The sequence below is a fragment of the Anaplasma marginale str. Florida genome, assembly GCF_000215485.1.
Lineage (GTDB): Bacteria > Pseudomonadota > Alphaproteobacteria > Rickettsiales > Anaplasmataceae > Anaplasma > Anaplasma marginale.
In genome coordinates this window covers 1-16272 of sequence record NZ_AFMS01000159.1, presented here as the reverse complement: position 1 = coordinate 16272, position 16272 = coordinate 1, and the positions used below count along the sequence as shown (strand labels likewise).

The 16272-nt window shown below is 50.1% G+C and carries 15 protein-coding genes and 2 rRNA genes; 7 read left to right on the top strand and 10 right to left on the bottom strand.

Annotation, left to right across the window (positions count from 1 at the left end):
* Nucleotides 1-215: 215 nt before the first annotated feature.
* Complete coding sequence (locus GAC_RS04585) at nucleotides 216-1130, bottom strand: AEC family transporter (RefSeq protein WP_010266981.1); 915 nt, start codon at nucleotides 1128-1130, stop codon at nucleotides 216-218.
* A gap of 108 nt (nucleotides 1131-1238) precedes the next feature.
* Nucleotides 1239-1529 (bottom strand): ETC complex I subunit, encoded by a 291-nt coding sequence (locus GAC_RS04580; RefSeq protein WP_010262624.1) that lies wholly within the window; start codon nucleotides 1527-1529, stop codon nucleotides 1239-1241.
* A 79-nt stretch (nucleotides 1530-1608) separates the two neighbouring features.
* On the opposite strand from GAC_RS04580, the gene xseB reads away from it, so the two are divergent.
* Entirely contained in the window at nucleotides 1609-1812 is a 204-nt protein-coding gene (gene xseB / locus GAC_RS04575; protein WP_010262628.1) for an exodeoxyribonuclease VII small subunit, read from the top strand.
* Nucleotides 1813-2242: 430 nt separating this feature from the next.
* On the opposite strand, the gene trxA is transcribed toward xseB, so the two are convergent.
* From trxA to GAC_RS04555, 4 genes are all read right to left on the bottom strand, one after another.
* The gene (trxA, locus tag GAC_RS04570; protein WP_010266982.1) at nucleotides 2243-2578 is read right to left on the bottom strand and encodes a thioredoxin; all 336 of its coding nucleotides are present in this window, start codon (nucleotides 2576-2578) and stop codon (nucleotides 2243-2245) included.
* Between the two features lie 20 nt (nucleotides 2579-2598).
* Complete coding sequence (gene virB9 / locus GAC_RS04565) at nucleotides 2599-3411, bottom strand: P-type conjugative transfer protein VirB9 (protein ID WP_010266984.1); 813 nt, start codon at nucleotides 3409-3411, stop codon at nucleotides 2599-2601.
* A gap of 250 nt (nucleotides 3412-3661) precedes the next feature.
* Entirely contained in the window at nucleotides 3662-4780 is a 1119-nt protein-coding gene (gene pdhA, locus GAC_RS04560) for a pyruvate dehydrogenase (acetyl-transferring) E1 component subunit alpha (RefSeq protein ID WP_050810876.1), read from the bottom strand.
* Nucleotides 4752-5624: an alpha/beta fold hydrolase gene (locus tag GAC_RS04555; protein WP_041653952.1), complete on the bottom strand. Its 873-nt coding sequence runs from the start codon at nucleotides 5622-5624 to the stop codon at nucleotides 4752-4754. The genes pdhA and GAC_RS04555 overlap by 29 nt, the downstream gene beginning before the upstream one ends.
* Before the next feature lie 369 nt (nucleotides 5625-5993).
* Between GAC_RS04555 and GAC_RS04550 the strand changes: the two genes are divergently transcribed.
* Together GAC_RS04550 and rrf are read left to right on the top strand one after the other, a co-directional pair.
* Nucleotides 5994-8779, top strand: a 23S ribosomal RNA gene (locus tag GAC_RS04550).
* A 78-nt stretch (nucleotides 8780-8857) separates the two neighbouring features.
* Nucleotides 8858-8972: ribosomal RNA gene (gene rrf / locus GAC_RS04545) — 5S ribosomal RNA — on the top strand.
* Nucleotides 8973-9347: 375 nt separating this feature from the next.
* Here the strand turns inward: rrf and guaB are convergent.
* The 3 genes from guaB to rpmE all read right to left on the bottom strand — a co-directional run bounded on the left by guaB (nucleotide 9348) and on the right by rpmE (nucleotide 11926).
* A complete protein-coding gene (gene guaB, locus GAC_RS04535; RefSeq protein WP_010262673.1) occupies nucleotides 9348-10814 on the bottom strand; it encodes an IMP dehydrogenase in 1467 nt (488 codons plus the stop codon).
* Nucleotides 10815-10886: 72 nt separating this feature from the next.
* Nucleotides 10887-11708 carry an NAD kinase gene (locus GAC_RS04530; RefSeq protein WP_010262675.1) on the bottom strand — a complete coding sequence of 274 codons (822 nt, stop codon included), beginning with the start codon at nucleotides 11706-11708 and terminating at the stop codon, nucleotides 10887-10889.
* On the bottom strand, nucleotides 11705-11926 hold the full coding sequence (rpmE, locus tag GAC_RS04525; protein WP_010262677.1) for a 50S ribosomal protein L31: 222 nt from the start codon (nucleotides 11924-11926) through the stop codon (nucleotides 11705-11707). Before rpmE ends, GAC_RS04530 begins: the two co-directional genes overlap by 4 nt.
* 343 nt (nucleotides 11927-12269) lie before the next feature.
* On the opposite strand from rpmE, the gene fabD reads away from it, so the two are divergent.
* The 3 genes from fabD to GAC_RS04510 all read left to right on the top strand — a co-directional run bounded on the left by fabD (nucleotide 12270) and on the right by GAC_RS04510 (nucleotide 15207).
* Nucleotides 12270-13247 carry an ACP S-malonyltransferase gene (gene fabD, locus GAC_RS04520; RefSeq protein WP_010262680.1) on the top strand — a complete coding sequence of 326 codons (978 nt, stop codon included), beginning with the start codon at nucleotides 12270-12272 and terminating at the stop codon, nucleotides 13245-13247.
* Between the two features lies 1 nt (nucleotide 13248).
* A complete protein-coding gene (gene tmk / locus GAC_RS04515; protein WP_010267004.1) occupies nucleotides 13249-13884 on the top strand; it encodes a dTMP kinase in 636 nt (211 codons plus the stop codon).
* Nucleotides 13885-13980: 96 nt separating this feature from the next.
* Entirely contained in the window at nucleotides 13981-15207 is a 1227-nt protein-coding gene (locus GAC_RS04510) for an MFS transporter (protein WP_010267005.1), read from the top strand.
* Between the two features lie 155 nt (nucleotides 15208-15362).
* On the opposite strand, the gene GAC_RS04505 is transcribed toward GAC_RS04510, so the two are convergent.
* Nucleotides 15363-16016 (bottom strand): Tim44/TimA family putative adaptor protein, encoded by a 654-nt coding sequence (locus GAC_RS04505; RefSeq protein WP_010269346.1) that lies wholly within the window; start codon nucleotides 16014-16016, stop codon nucleotides 15363-15365.
* 111 nt (nucleotides 16017-16127) lie between these two features.
* Here GAC_RS04505 and GAC_RS05540 point away from each other — a divergent pair.
* Nucleotides 16128-16272: protein-export chaperone SecB (locus tag GAC_RS05540; protein WP_198920535.1), on the top strand; the 145-nt coding region annotated here is incomplete at its 3' end.

The window sequence follows — 16272 nt, the reverse complement described above, 5'->3', positions numbered from 1 at the left end:
TCCCAGCCACACACTCTATCCGTTTGTCGTAAGGTCATGTGTGGGTCCCATGGCACCTGTGATTCGGGCGTTTTTTGGGCCCATAGTATAGCAGGGGTTATGTGGGCTAGTGGCATGGTGGCGCCGGATATGCTCCATGCTCTATCCATGGTATCGTAAGATCGTGTGTGGGCCCCATGGGCACTGTGGTTCAGGTGTTTTTGGGCCATGCGCGGCTAGTACAGAAGTAGTGATATCATGAAGGGAACGTAGAATATCCCTATTACGGTGCTAATCAGCAGCATAATTGCCGCGACATCTGGCTTATAACTTGTTGTGTGTGCCAATATCACCCCGGTGCTAGATATAGGTATAATTGCCAAAAGGATGAGTGCCTGATACACCTGACTGTCATACAGACGTGGTCCATTGCGGTCTAGAAAAATCAACAGCAGTGCAAGAAGTGGCCAGGCGACATATTTGATCAGCACTGTGAGCGCCATGAGCTTCCAGTTTATGGCAAAGTCCTTTATGTTTGCTACGGATATGCCCAGCAGCATTGTACCGAGGACCATATATGTGCTTGCAAGGTCTGTGGATACGCGCAGCAAGAACTCTGGTACGCGTACTTCGAAATGATTGCAGACCAAGGCTACGACCGCCGCGTGGAATATAGGCAAAGTGATAAGCTTTTTTAAACACTGCCGTGGCGTGTATAACCCACTAGTTGCGATGTAAAAGCCAAAGCTGTTTTCGAAGAACAGCATACCAACGTAGCACAGAAGGTATATGGAAACAGCACTCTCGTCAAACAGGGCTATTGCTACTGGCAAGCCAAAAAACCCCATGCTGGAGCTTCCGGAACTGAAGGCCAGCATATTTCTCATGTGATCTCTCAATACCAGTGATGACGCGCTGTATACTACAAGCGACATTGTGCAGCAGATGACGAACGTGATTACCGGCAGAAACACAAGTTCTGGTGTTATGTGTATCTTCAGTATGCCAAAGAACACCACTATGGGCCCAATGCAGTAGAACAGAAGTTTCCCTATTGTGGCGCAATCGAGCTTAACTACCCGACCAGCAACGAACCCGAGCAGGATTGCTACGTACGCAGGTAATACTTTAAGCATCAGGGTAAAGAACATACTAACACCCAAACTACAGGTCAAATAAGGACCACGCGTGCAGGTACTTTAACATAAGTCAGAACCCCCTAACAACAGATTAGTGTCCCAATGGGCGAATGAAAAGGCCTACAGCTCCCTATTCTTAAAAAAGTTTTCGGAATAAGATTTAGGTTTTTTCCTAGTAGCTTGGTCCTGTAGCACGACGTATAAAATGCCACGGGCCTTCGCGTAGGATATGGCATCTTCCTTATTTGGAAAGTGCAGCCTTACTTGCTGTGCTGTATCCTTAGAGCCCACCCATCCCATGAGAGAATCTCTGTACCGTGAACATGAAGGCTCAAACTCCATGCACCAGAAGTTTCTCCCATAAGCGCCAGATTGCATAACATTTCTAGCAGGCCTATGTATTTTTGCCACAGGTGTACGCGAACCGCCAGGCACTTGCAAGTACCGATGAAAAGGCTAAGATTGCAGCAGTGTAACAGGTATTCAGCAAATGTCTATTAATAGTGGGGGGAGGTTTGAAGAGGCAGTACGGGAGTTGGAGCGCATCGTAGAAGAACTTGAGCGTGGTGACGTATCCCTCGATAGAAGCGTCGAATTATACAATCGGGGCAGGGAGTTACATAAGTACTGTTATGAAGTTATCAAGGGAGTGACGCTCAAGATCGAATCTTTAGGCGAAGAGGATATTGAGTAATGGCGGCCCCGCAGCCCATGATTCCTAGGTGTGATGCGCGTTTTTTAATACACAAGTGTCCCCGCATAGGGAGCAGTGACTTAGGTTTCCAATGGTTGGTTCGGTCAGCAAGGTTGGGGTGGGGGCCCACCAACCCCGAATTTGATTGCGCTCAATTGGTTGCATGAGCTTTGAACACACACCGTACCCGCACATGCCTTTCCCGGATACGCGGTACGGGTTGAGCGGTGCCTAATAGGCGATTCCGGCTAGCCATGCCGGCTCAGATGTACTACGTAAAACCTGCGTATGCAACGACCAAGTATGCAATGACCAACATGGAACCCTGCTGCGGTCCCAAAGCTGCGAACGCGCCAGACTGGCCAAACCACCAGAGCGACAGCCGAGTGAGAAAAAGCGCCAACACGCAGCCCCCCAAAAGGACGCCCTTCTACTGCGTAGTACCTCCAACAGCGCTGTCTATCGCGCCTATGATCTGCTGCAGATTTGCGCCAACAACTCTTGATAACTCTTTCCCGTCGGAGAAAATTACCAAGGTAGGTACCGCACTCACCCCATATGAAACGGGAGTATCTTGATTGTTTTGGATGTTAAGCTTGTAGATCTTCAGCTTACCCTCGTACTTTTGTGCCAGCTTTTCCAGTTGAGGGGAAAGGGCCACGCAAGGCCCGCACCAAGGAGCCCAGAAGTCCACGAGCACCAGGCCGCTCCCGACGCAGACCTTCTCGGGAAAATCAGAATCACCCACCTCAGCAATGTTAGACATGACCCCCTCCAATAGGAAACCTACCCACGTCCCCTTCTGGATGTAGAGGATGTGCGGTACAGCTTCTCGTTAAACACGCAGGCAGTACTAGAACCATACCGTAGCGTAAAAGCCGGAGAGACGCGCTCCACCACCACATAGTCACCCACGATCCTAAAGTTCACGAGAGACTCATACCCCTCAGCGTCAACATTGAAAATAGACGGAAGGTCTCCGTTAACGTTGGAAAACTGCATGTATGTGAACTTGCGGTCATCAAACACCCTGATAGGGACGATATTCGCAGAACCAGCAGTATGGGACACGGAATAGTCAAAGTTCAGGCCCTTTTTGGCAACCTCAGGATCACTTAAGTCAGGCACGTCATTCTGGTATGTGGGAAAAGACACTCCGCCACCCAAGCCAGACGATGATGCCGCATCAACACTGTTTGCGGCCGGGTATACGAATCTGACCTCGTATGCCAACCTGGGATCATCCAAGCCGCTGGCCTCCTCAGCATGCAGCTCAAAGTAATACACACGCCTGTTTGTTATGATAGTGACGTTGGTATCTGCGTTGTCTCCCACGGGTTTGATGAACAACCTATTCCCCTTCGGTACCAACTGCCACCCAGTTGAATCCCCCATGGAGACCGTATCAATAACCTCACCAGCCTCAAACAATATGCTAGACTGGTACCCGTAGAACCCCGTGTACCTGTGTATGGACTGAGGGTTAAAGTTCATAACCTTGATGTGGTCATCAGCGGCTATAGAGCGCGGCTCCTGCTTACCAAAAGCAGCCGAGCTGAACAACAGCGCTACAGCGCAAACCATGCAAGCCTTTCTCATAAGCTACGGTATAAACGAACACCTGCCCTAAGTCTAGCACTAATGTGTCAATCTGCAACCAATCAATAGGAAAAATTGCGTTTTATTGCCACGTGCGTTATTAAAAACAGGTCAGTTCCGTGTAAAGCCACTACTGAATTACCAGCGTGTGATTGCTTCCAGCACCGGTAGTGCGTGCCCACATCCAACAACAACCCCACCTCAACCAGCCGCGCAACTCCGATCTGGACGCGGCGAGTGCGACTCGTTGCTACTTGTACACATCCGTATACAACTCCCCAGCTTCAGGCTCCGGACTACTTTGTGCAAACTCTACAGCCCCGTTAACTATTTCGCGGACCTGCTTCTCAAAACCATCAAGAGTGCTTTCAGGTGCAATTTTGTGCTTCAGTACATACTCCTTCAACCGGCACAATGGGTCTCTACTATCCCGCACCTCATCAACTTCTTGCCTTGTCCTATACTTCGCCGGGTCTGACATTGAATGCCCTCTAAAGCGATAAGTTTTCATCTCCAGCAAGACAGGGCCGTTGCCATTCCTGCAAAGCTCTGCTGCATTACTTGCCGCCTCGATTACAGCAAAAATGTCCATGCCGTCTACCTGGCTACCCGGCACGCCACAGCCCTCTCCGCGTCTGTACAGCTCAACAACGGATGAAGACCTTGGAACCGAGGTGCCCATGGCATACTCGTTATTCTCCACCACATACACCACCGGGAGCTTCCACAACGATGCCATGTTGAAGGACTCGTACACCTGCCCCTGATTCATCGCACCGTCTCCCAGGCATGTAAAAACTACCCCCCTGCCTTTTTTATACTGTTCAGCGAATGCAATACCCGTTCCTATAGGTACTTGCGCGCCTACAATTCCATGCCCGCCGAAAAAATTCTTTGCTACATTAAACATGTGCATAGAACCACCCTTACCCTTGGAGCACCCGGTTCTCTTGCCCATCAGCTCTGCTAGTATAGTATTTGCGCTTTCTCCAGATGTGAGCATGAAACCATGCTCCCTGTAGCTGGTAACTATAGAATCTTCGCTGCTAAGCACATTTTGCAAACCTACCGCTATTGCCTCTTGCCCTATGTACAGATGACAAAACCCCCGTATGAGGCCCATACCGTACAGCTGGCCCACTTTTTCTTCGAATCTGCGCATTAATAGCATGTCGTGATAGGACTTGACCACCTGCTCGTCAGAGATGGCTGAATGACGCTTGCTCTTATTCACAAATCTACCTAACACACTCCAATAGGGTTCGTTACTACCTCGTAAAGCAACGGTGTTCAAGGTATTTATGATGCTGCCGGCACCACTGTGCAGTGCCCAGTGTTGGTCAGTCTTCCCTAATAAATTGCTGCACATCCCTTATCCGGCTCTCCACCATAACGGAGGGTGGGTGCCCTGTACCCGGATATTCTATGTGGCTAATATCGCGTTTCGATGCCAGCATTTTTCGCAAAGTCTCCGAGGTTAAATAAGCTGAATGCTCGCCCTTCAGCACTAAAATCCCGCCGCACTGCATCTTATCCCACACGTCCCAGATATCCCAATCGCCACTGCTGCTCTGCTGGATTTCAGCAGAAAGCTGGGCGCCAATGCCTGGGTCTAGGGTTAACACGTAACCGCCGTCCTTTTCCACAATTCTATGCCGCACAAGGTGGTCCCAATGCTCTTCCTCTACTATGCCGGAGTGGCGCAATGCATCCTTGAGATACTGCTTTGCCTGCTCCTTGCCGTCAAATGTGGGTAGCTGTGTCATAAGCTTAACAAGCGCCTGCAATGGCTGTGCCGGGGTGTACGGGCCTATATCGTTTAGTATAAGCTTCTCGATTGACAGTACATCATGGAAGTGCGCCGTCAAAAACATGGCAATAATCCCTCCCATCGAGACGCCCAAGTAATTGCACTTTTTGATTTTCAAGTGCTTTGCAAGATGTAATATGTCCGTGCAGTATGTATTGTAGTTGTAGAGGGAGTGGTCCCTAAGCCATGAACTCTTGCCGCGCCCCACAACATCTACTGACACCACTGGGAAATCGGACACGGCACGTCCCAAATAGTCAAAACAGGCTGAATTTCCAGCCATGCCATGTACACATATGAGCGGTGTTTTTCCCCCTAGGGCTTCGGGGTTGTGCACCCTATAATACATATAATGGTCTTCCTTAGACGGAATGAGGATCCTGTCCTCCAGCACAGCAACCATTGGCGCCTTATTGGTAAACAACTGCTGCAGTGTACCAACTTGTGTGCGCACTATCAAGCGCTGAGTCATCGCGTGAAGACCGGTATTGCCGCGCCATGAGGGGGAGTCTGGACAGCGGGCTTACAACGTACACTGGTGGACTTATAACCAAATGAGGAAAGTTTAAGTAATTTGTTGACACTCGTTGCGTTCTTAGTTAAGAATGGTAGCTCTATGGAGCGCTGGCCCTTGAGGTCTGTGGCTCGATGGTTGACAAGTTAGTAGAAAGATCAATGGTAGGGATTGTTCTCGTTTTGAGGACGATCTCGATTCGATTAGCTGATAAAGTATGGATAGTGTGGTTTTGATACTGCACGTATCGCTACGAATGAATAAACAAGAAAGAGCACTTGATGGATGCCTTGGCGCTAAGAGGTGATGAAGGACGTGGTAGGCTGCGATAAGCTGCGGGGAATTGTCAACAAGTTTTGATCCGCAGATGTCCGAATGGGGAAACCCGGCCAATTCGTTGGCCATTGCATGCTGAATACATAGGTATGCAAGACGAACCCGGTGAACTGAAATATCTAAGTAGCCGGAGGAAAGGAAATCAAAATGAGACTCCGTTAGTAGTGACGAGCGAACGCGGAACAGGTCTGTGGTCTGTAATTAGAAACTGGAATGCCTTGGAAAAGGCAACCGTAGGGGGTGATAGTCCCGTACAGGTAAGAAGGTTGCAGATCCTTGAGTAGGGCGGGGCACGTGGAACCCTGTCTGAATTTAGGGGGACCATCCTCTAAACCTAAGTACTCCTTAGCGACCGATAGTGAACAAGTACCGTGAGGGAAAGGTGAAAAGAACCCCGGTGAGGGGAGTGAAATAGAACCTGAAATCGGGTGCTTACAATCAGTTGGAGCTTGTGTAGGTTTTGCAGCTTGCTGTAATTTCTGCACGGGTGACAGCGTACCTTTTGCATAATGGGTCAGCGAGTTAATCTGTTGAGCAAGCTTAAGCCGTTAGGTGTAGGCGTAGCGAAAGCGAGTCTGAATAGGGCGTTTTAGTTCAATGGATTAGACCCGAAACCAAGTGATCTAGCCATGGCCAGGTTGAAGGTGTAGTAAAGTACATTGGAGGACCGAACCTGTTACTGTTGCAATAGTATTGGATGAGCTGTGGCTAGGGGTGAAAGGCCAATCAAACTTGGAAATAGCTGGTTCTCCGCGAAATCTATTTAGGTAGAGCGTTGTACTATAAGTTGCCGGGGGTAGAGCACTGAATGGACTAGGGAGACTCATCCTCTTACCAAATCCAATCAAACTCCGAATACCGGTCAACTGTTCTACAGCAGACACACTGCGGGTGCTAAGTCCGTGGTGGAAAGGGAAAGAGCCCAGATCGCCGTCTAAGGTCCCAAAGTTATGGCTAAGTGTGGAAGGAGGTGAGAAGACCAATACAGCTAGTAGGTTGGCTTAGAAGCAGCCATCCTTTAAAGAAAGCGTAACAGCTCACTTGTCTAGATTTAAGTCTTCTTGCGCCGAAGATGTAACGGGGCTAAAGCCATACGCCGAAGACGCGAGTGCCCGGCTTGCCGGGTGCGGTAGCGGAGCGTTTCGTAAGCCTGTGAAGGTGGCCCGTGAGGGTTGCTGGAGGTATCGAAAGTGAGAATGCTGACATGAGTAGCGTAAAGGAGTGTGAAAACCACTCCCGCCGAAAACCTAAGGTTTCCTGTGTTAAGTCAATCTGCGCAGGGTTAGTCGGACCCTAAGGCGAGGCCGTAAAGGAGTAGTCGATGGGAATCAGGTTAATATTCCTGAACCTTTTAAGCGTGACGGATCTTGTGCAGTGCGTGCCTTATTGGATTGGTGCGTGCTTTAAAGAGGTCCCAGGAAATAGCGCTTAAGTTAATAAGTCCGTACCGCAAACCGACACTGGTAGGTGGGTAGAGTATACTAAGGCGATTGAGAGAACGATGCTGAAGGAACTCGGCAAATTGCACCTGTAACTTAGGGAGAAGGGTGACCTGTGGGTGGGCAACCACCTGTGGGTGGCACAGAGCAGGGGGTAGCGACTGTTTACTAAAAACACAGGGCTCTGCAAACACGTAAGTGGAAGTATAGGGCCTGACGCCTGCCCGGTGCTGGAAGGTTAATATGAGGGGTGAGAGCTCCGAGTTGAAGCCCCAGTAAACGGCGGCCGTAAAACTGACGGTCCTAAGGTAGCGAAATTCCTTGTCGGGTAAGTTCCGACCCGCACGAATGGCGTAACGATTTCCCCGCTGTCTCCAGCATCGACTCAGCGAAATTGAATTCCCCGTGCTGATGCGGGGTACCCGCGGTTAGACGAAGAGACCCCGTGCACCTTTACTATAGCTTTACATTGGTGTTAGGGATGCAATGTGCAGGATAGGTGGGAGACTTTGAAGCCCGGGCGCCAGCCTGGGTGGAGTCGTCCTTGAGATACCACCCTTTGTGTTCTTGGCATCTAACTACGCTCCATTTTTCTGGAGCTAGGACATTGTATGGTGGGTAGTTTGACTGGGGCGGTCGCCTCCTAAAGAGTAACGGAGGCGTGCGATGGTAGGCTAGGGCTGGTCGGAAATCAGCTTTTATAGTACAATGGCAAAAGCCTGCCTGACTGCGAGGCCGACGGGCCGAGCAGAGACGAAAGTCGGTCATAGTGATCCGGTGATTCCGTATGGAAGGGTCATCGCTCAACGGATAAAAGGTACGCCGGGGATAACAGGCTTATGGTGCCCAAGAGTTCATATCGACGGCACCGTTTGGCACCTCGATGTCGACTCATCACATCCTGGGGCTGGAGCAGGTCCCAAGGGTTCGGCTGTTCGCCGATTAAAGTGATACGTGAGTTGGGTTTAGAACGTCGTGAGACAGTTCGGTTTCTATCTTCCGTGGGCGTTGGAAATTTGAGAGGATCTGACTCTAGTACGAGAGGACCGAGTTGGACATACCTCTGGTGTACCAGTTGTTGTGCCAACAGCATAGCTGGGTAGCTACGTATGGACGGGATAATTGCTGAAAGCATCTAAGCGAGAAACCCCCCTCAAGATTAGATTTCCCCATTAGGGCCGTGAGAGACTATCACGTTGATAGGCCGGGTGTGTAAGTGCGGTAACGTATTTAGCTGACCGGTACTAATAGCCCGATTGGTTTATTCGTTTGTTGGTACGTGTAGTTCAAGACCACACTGCTTGCTTTATCTAGATCTTTCTGCTAGCTTGGTTATATGGCCGTTTGGCTGGTGGTTATGGCGGGAGTGAAACACCCGGTAACATCCCGAACCCGGAAGTTAAGCCTCCCAGCGCCTGTGGTACTTTGTCTTAAGACACGGGAGAGAGGGTCGCTGCCAGCCTTTGGTCGCCTTTCGTAGCGCGCTCGCGCTGTTATTCGTTTGTTTTTTGTTGCGCGGTCTGGCTTTTGGTTGCGGTGGGTGCGTACAATCTGAGTGTGTTGAGCTGCCAAAAGGCCTTTTGATTCACCTGTTGGGTGATTGTTTCGCAAGCCAAACATCCGATTTGTGCCCTTGGCCCTTTGTTGCTGGGCGCACGTTACTGAGTTTTTAGATTCTATAGTGACTGCTGTAGATGCATTGTAACTGTAAGGGGCGGCTTTTTGTCTGATAACCGAAGGAAGATATAGCGCGATTTAATTGATTCCCAAATATTGCAGGAACAAAAAGGACGCGTTAGGGCTAGTGTAGCGCTACTGATGGCCGATGATCAGAGGCCTAGTCCTTATGGGATTGGTAATACGGGTGATAATTTGGAGTTTCACGAGTAATTGCCACGCCATGCACGTGGCTTTCATGCAACCCGGCGGCGGTGATTATGGTGAACTTGCAGTTTGTTTTCATAGACTCTATATCCTTGTTTCCGGTGTACCCCATAGATGATCTGAGCCCTCCTACCAGTTGGTATATGACCTCAGACGCAGCTCCCTTGAAAGGTACCCGGCCCTCAACACCTTCTGGTATGAATTTTCCCCCGCCTTCCTGAAAGTACCTGCCGCTGCTGCCGCTTTTCATTGCTACAACAGACCCCATGCCTCTGTAGCACTTATATGCCCGGCCGTTGTATATCATGGTGTCTCCCGGGCTTTCATCCGTGCCGGCAAAGATGGAGCCTATCATCACCACATCTGCTCCTGCCGCAATAGACTTTGCGATATCTCCAGAATATTTTATGCCTCCGTCCGCTATCACTCTGACTCCCGTGCCCTTGCACGCTTCCGCGACGTTTTTTATGGCAGAAAATTGCGGTACTCCCACCCCGGTGACGATCCTCGTTGTGCATATGGATCCAGGGCCTATGCCAACTTTGACTGCATCGACTCCAGCCTCAACCAGGGCGAGGGCCCCTGCTGCCGTTGCCACATTTCCGCCTATTACCTGTGCATCAGGGTACAACGCTTTGATTTCTCTTATTGTTTGAATTACCCTGGCAGAATGGCCATGCGCGGTGTCTACCACTATTACGTCAGCTTCTGCCTGTATCAAGGCTTCAGCGCGCTCCATGCCCTCTTTGTTTCCTGTGCCGACAGCCGCTGCCACCCTTAACCTGGCTTTTTTATCTTTGCAGGAATTCGGGAACCGATTAAACCGCTCAATATCTTTTACGGTTATTAGACCAATGCAGCAACCGTGCTCGTCAGTTACTATGAGCCTCTCTATTTTGTGTTTGTGTAGAAGCCTAGTTGCCTCAGATTGGCTGATACCCTCACTCACGGTGACCAGATTAGTACTTGTCATTATGTCGCTAACTTTGCAATTCTTGTTCTCAACAAAGCGAACATCCCTGTTTGTCAGTATCCCCACGAGCTTATTCTGCTGGGGGGTGACTACAGGTATTCCGGAGTAGCTGTGCTTTCTCATGACGGATAAAGCAGTGCTCAACGTAGCGTCAGGGGAGACGGTTACAGGGTTACTGACTATCCAGCTTTCGTGTTTTTTGACTTTCTGTACCTCCGCAACTTGGCGCTCTATGGATAAATTTTTATGAATGCACCCCATGCCTCCATGCTGTGCCAGAGATATGGCAAGCCTGGACTCCGTCACCGTGTCCATCGCGGCTGACATTATAGGAATGCGGAGCTGCACGCTATCCGTAACATAAGTTGTGACATCTGTATCAGCCGGAAGCACATTGGAATCTGCTGGAATTATCAGAACGTCATCAAAAGAATAGGAAACTTCCACAACCGCCCTAGCCAAACTTCGTCGCCAATTATAAAATTTTTAGCGCGCACGTGCAATAGCGTCGCTCGCACGCTACGCAAGAAACTGTTCTGCTATGGTTCTCTCCTCTAGCCCATGTTCTGGATCAAACATAAGTGTAATCTTTGTGTTGTTGTCTTGCTTTATCTTGACGTCGCTTATATTGCGGAACTCTGTGTAGTCAGCAACTGCGCTGACGCAGCGGGTTTCAGGAGACAGCACATCGATTTCTACCAGGGAGTCATTCGGCAACAGTGCACCGCGCCACCTCCGAGGCCTGAAAGGATTAATTGCAGTGAGGCATACTATGTTAGAAGTGAAAGGCAATATGGGCCCACCTGCAGAGAAATTATAAGCTGTGCTACCTGCCGGGCTAGACACTATCACGCCGTCAGACACCAGCTCCTCCATGGCTACTTTCCCGTTGATTTTAATTCTGAGCTTGGCAGCCTGATGCGTGCCGCGAAACAGCGAAACTTCATTTACTGCGATTGCGCTATGCGTGCAACCGTAAACGTCCTGCGCTTCCATGCGCAACAGAGGCAGCTCAGTTGCAACTGCATTTTCGAGCTTGTGTGGAAGGCTGCCATCCACGCAGTGGTTCAGCAAGAACCCAACGCTACCATGCCTCACTCCATATACTGGCACGTTCCTACCGGGACCCACTACATAATTATGCAAACTGTGCAGCATGAACCCGTCACCCCCAACGACTACGAGCAAGTCTACCGCGGAATCTGGAGCGTCAGCCAGGTTTACCACGCCGTAAAAACTACGCAGACAGCCAACCCGATCCCTCTCCGCAGGGCCGGCCGCCACGTAACCTACAGTTTGATACTTACACCTAGCAGGCAAAACAGCGCTCTGCACGCTCACAAATCGCCGAACTTGCTCAGGAACCTAGCAGCCCTACTGTTCTTTTTGCTGCTCACCCTAAGCCCTGGGTTCCAAGCGGGGTGATTAAACCTGTCACTCTCAAGGTGCACCTTGACCATTTCGTCAGGTTTCCCGTATGTAGAAAGCATTTCACGCTGCTCACCATTTGTAAAAATAACCGTGATGGGGTGAACCTCAGGATGTATACCCTTCTTCATGACCACGGACCTCCTAACAAAATTGAAACAAAGGCGAACATAACTGCGGATGGTAACAGGGAAAAGGGTGCATGTCAATTGTGCGAGTTATGGGCATAGCTGCAGGTGTTCAACGTGTTACTAGTGCACATAAAACAATGCTTGGCACAGCTCGGCGTTGTGCCTGTTGAGGCGATTGTTACAGTAGCCATGACCGCGCGTATGCTCGACTGAAACTAATACGTTAGCTACGCTAAATTGGACAAGGCAGCGCCATCACTGCGTCACAGTCTGCAAAAATAGCTTTGACTACCACAATCACGTGAGCAATAATTGGCCGTGTACCATGGGGAGTCCCGAAGCTGTGTCTGTTGTATTTATGTTTCCCGGCCAAGGCTCACAGTTTGTTGGAATGGGCAGAGAGGTCTACGATAGCTCGCCTGCAGCACGTCGTGTGTTTCATGAGGTGGATGAAACACTGGGTAGGCACCTCTCCCGGATAATTTTCCAGGGGCCTGAGGAGGCTCTCACTTCGACCTGTAATGCGCAGCTTGCGTTGATGACTGTATCAGTCGCGTTGGTTCGTGCGCTGGAAGAAAATTTAGGCGGTCCTATCACAGATGCTGTGAAGTACGTTTTGGGGCACTCGGTGGGTGAGTACACGGCATTGCACGTCTCTAAAGTTATTGGGTTGCCCAGCGTTGCCAGGTTGTTAGACGTTAGGGGAAAGGCGATGCACCGAGCTTCTTCACTGTGTTGTGGGGGCATGGCGGCCCTGATAGGGGGTAGTTTGAGTGAGGTTGAAGCCGTAGCAGCGCGCGCATCTGAATATGGTATATGTGAGGTTGCAAATGATAACTGCACTGGTCAAGTGGTTGTCAGCGGTACTGAAAGCGCCCTGCAGCAGCTGCCGAAGCTCATTGAAGGTACCGGCATCAAGAAGGTAATAAGGCTGCGTGTTAGCGGGCCGTTTCACTCTTCTTTGATGCGGCTGGCTTGTAATGAGATTGGTGATTTTGTCGACCAGCTAGAAATGAACCCGCCGGAAGTAGAGATGGTTTTTAACGTATCTGCCTCTACACATTCTGACTGCAATGCGATAAGAAACCTAATGGTGCGGCAGGTTGTTAGCAGAGTTAGGTGGAGGGAGAGCATAGAGTACCTTATTGGGTGTGGGTGCTCAGAGTTTATAGAAGTGGGGCCCGGACAAGTGCTTGTTGGGCTGCTAAAGCGAATAGACAATTCCGTGCGCGGATTTGGTGTTGACTCAATGGAATCCGTACGCGCGAATTGCTCTGGTGTCCTAAAATCGGAGAAACTAGCCGCTAGTAATTCCGGGTAGTATGTTTATAACTTTTGAGGGAATTGATGGATGCGGGAAGACCACGCAGGCTGTCCTCCTCGCGAAATACCTGTCAGACTTGTACGGCGAACACAGAGTGGTGCTTACTCGAGAGCCTGGGGGCACCTCGCTTAATGAACTTATCAGAGGGGCTCTGTTAGGGCTTACTGATTACAAGCTAGACGGAATAACAGAGCTCATGCTTTTCATAGCAATGCGCAGGGAGAGCTTTGTCAAGGTAGTGTTGCCGGGTTTACTTGCGGGCAAAATAGTGATAAGTGACAGGTTTACGGACTCCACTGTGGCCTACCAGGGCTATGGATGCGGGGTGGACCTTGCGCTAGTTGGCATGCTAAACTCTCTGGTGGCTGATGTTGTGCCGGATATTACGTTTGTTATAGACGCTAGCATAGAGCTCGCCCTTGCGAGGACCAGCCTTAACGGATTCGAAAACCACGGCCCGGAATTTTACGACAGGGTTAGGGAGGGGTTCAGGACAATAGTTGCCAATAACCCACATAGGTGCCACATGATAGACTGTAAATCAGATGCCGCGGAGGACGTTTATTCAACGCACGACAGGATTGTTGCGTTATTTCGGGCAATAACCAAGGATAAACTTAAAGTGGCAAAATGACCCCGGTGTACTTGCCTATTTGGTGAGAATATTTGCTGTACTCTGTTAGTTTTTTTGTTACCATGTGCCCTAGTTGCGTTCGGTACTGGGGTTACTGTGTGGTCGGTGGATCGGGGGTTCTTTGCTTGGTTTTCTGTGGCGGTGTTTTACGCGCTCCAGTACATATTGCGTGTTATACCTAACACCCTTTCTGGGGAAATTATGGAGCGTTTTGGTGTGGGAGCGCTCGCCTTTGGGCAGTTTTCCGCGCTATATTACGCAGGGTATACCGTGGCACACATTCCGTTAGGGATACTAATAGACAAATACGGGCCCAAGAAGGTAATCCCGGTGTGCATGGTCCTCACTTTTCTGGGTGCGGCGCCCATGTTGTTTGATTCTTGGGAGTTTGTGCAAATTGGCAGGGTGTTCACTGGCATGGGTTCAGTTGCCGCGGCCATATCTGTTTTTAAAGTTTCAAAAATGTACTTTACTAGTACAAGATTTGCCAGGATGACTTCTATCGCGATTATGATAGGGTTTTTGGGTGCAATGTATGGTGGCAAGCCGATGTTGTCGCTGATAGAGAGTTTTGGCTGGAACAAGGTGCTCCTTGTGTTTGTCGTGGGTGGATGCATCTTGGCCATGCTTGCCGCATATTTTCTGTTTGATGCGCCAGATGCTACTGAGAGTCGTAGTGTGTCTGAGCAGGTAAGGAGTGTAATATGCAACAAGCGGTTGATGATTATAAGTCTGCTTGGCGGTTGTATGATAGGCCCGATTGAAGGCTTTGCTGACGGGTGGGCGACCGCATTTCTATCGGAGGTGTGTGGCGTTAGCCATGTAGCCTCGACAACCTTGCCTGCTGCGGTGTTCGTTGGGTGCTGCGTAGGGCTGCTGGTAGTCAGCTCTCTGCTTGAGAAGTCTTATGACGGATGGAACATAATAATTTGCTGCGGTCTGTTTACCATGGTTGCGTTTGCGGCCATGCTAACCGGAAATTGTAGCACTGGAATAAGCGCATTCATCCTACTTTTGACTGTAGGAATCTGCTCTACGTACCAAATCGTAGTGGTGTTTAAGGCCATAGAGTACGCAGGTAACGGCTCGGTAGCCCTGGCCACAGCGGTTTCTAATATGGCCATAATGTTTTTTGGATACTTCTTCCACACGGTGATATCATTGGTGATCAACTCGTACTGGGACGGTAAAGTCATCTCCGGTCAATCCGTGTATGGTAGCGGGCCGCTGGTCAAAGCCATGCTGGTTGTCCCCATAGGCGTCCTAATCGGTACTGTTGGGACCGCAATTATGAAACGCTGCAGTAAAGATAACGGGGGCTGAGTGTGTAGCGGCTGCGCTCTCCTTGGTGGCGCGACTCGACGCTTCTCCCGATGCGCTGGACCGTACGCCTGCCTTAGCGGTGATGTTTACCGGGTGGCATAAAAAGTGTGTCTCGGAAGGCAGGCCCGTCCCTGTGGCTAACCCCGGCCTTCCACCTATGCGCTAGTAGAAGTCAGATACCACCGTCTGCCCGAGGTGGTGATGTCTCTTGCGAATTTCCAGGTGTCTTCTATAGTATTCACCTTAGAGGTGCTGCCATCCACAACCTGCCCCCCTGCATCCCGCACGACATTTATCTGCTCGGTGACGAACTGCACGGTTATGGCGGCAGAGTTTCCCTTCAGCTCTGCGCTGGTTACTTTCTGCGATACTATAGACACCACAACATCCTCATGGGTGTGCCCGGCGCTCTTGCGACGCTCGATCTCTCTAACGAACGAGTCATGCATGTCTTTGCTAAGCAGCGACGACAAAAACTCAGCATTCCCCTGACTGAGTGCTTTCACTATTGCCTCAAAAGCCGCCGCCGACCCTTCGATGAAGTGCTTAACAGAAAAACCTTTGTTGCGCTCCTTTATAGCCTCGAACACGCTTGAAATCTGTTCAACAGATGCGCAGTCCGCCACAACAGAACTCACAGGAATGTCCTGGGAGTTAATGGAGCCGTCAGAGGCTGCTTGTTCGCCTCCAGCCTGTTCGGGATAGATGGCACTCGGCTGAAAATTGACGCTAGATGCCTTGCCTAGGGAACCATACAAGCGGAAGAAAATAAAGGCCGCAACGAACGCGTATATAGCCAGCTCAACCATACCCATCCAAATTTTTCACAAAGGCTATGTACAAAAGTACTTAACCATATTATAGTTTGCCCAGTGTTAATCAACAATTAATTGCGGTATTGCCGTCTAGGAGTGTCCAGTATGCGCCCAAAGCTCAAGGTAAGGGGACAGTACATTAAGGATTTGTCCTTTGAAAATCCAAACTCGCCCAAGGTTTTTCTGATGATCAGCAAATCTCCTCCGGAGATTAGCATATCGGTCAATGTATCGTCGGCTTCCTTGCCCG

Coding starts and splice junctions, on each gene's coding strand:
- GAC_RS04585 (WP_010266981.1), bottom strand. CDS start 1,130: ATGTTCTTTACCCTGATGCTTAAAGTATTACCTGCGTACGTAGCAATC.
- pdhA (WP_050810876.1), bottom strand. CDS start 4,780: ATGTGCAGCAATTTATTAGGGAAGACTGACCAACACTGGGCACTGCAC.
- xseB (WP_010262628.1), top strand. CDS start 1,609: ATGTCTATTAATAGTGGGGGGAGGTTTGAAGAGGCAGTACGGGAGTTG.
- virB9 (WP_010266984.1), bottom strand. CDS start 3,411: ATGAGAAAGGCTTGCATGGTTTGCGCTGTAGCGCTGTTGTTCAGCTCG.
- rpmE (WP_010262677.1), bottom strand. CDS start 11,926: ATGAAGAAGGGTATACATCCTGAGGTTCACCCCATCACGGTTATTTTT.
- GAC_RS04505 (WP_010269346.1), bottom strand. CDS start 16,016: ATGGTTGAGCTGGCTATATACGCGTTCGTTGCGGCCTTTATTTTCTTC.
- trxA (WP_010266982.1), bottom strand. CDS start 2,578: ATGTCTAACATTGCTGAGGTGGGTGATTCTGATTTTCCCGAGAAGGTC.
- GAC_RS04555 (WP_041653952.1), bottom strand. CDS start 5,624: ATGGTTGCTGTGCTGGAGGACAGGATCCTCATTCCGTCTAAGGAAGAC.
- tmk (WP_010267004.1), top strand. CDS start 13,249: ATGTTTATAACTTTTGAGGGAATTGATGGATGCGGGAAGACCACGCAG.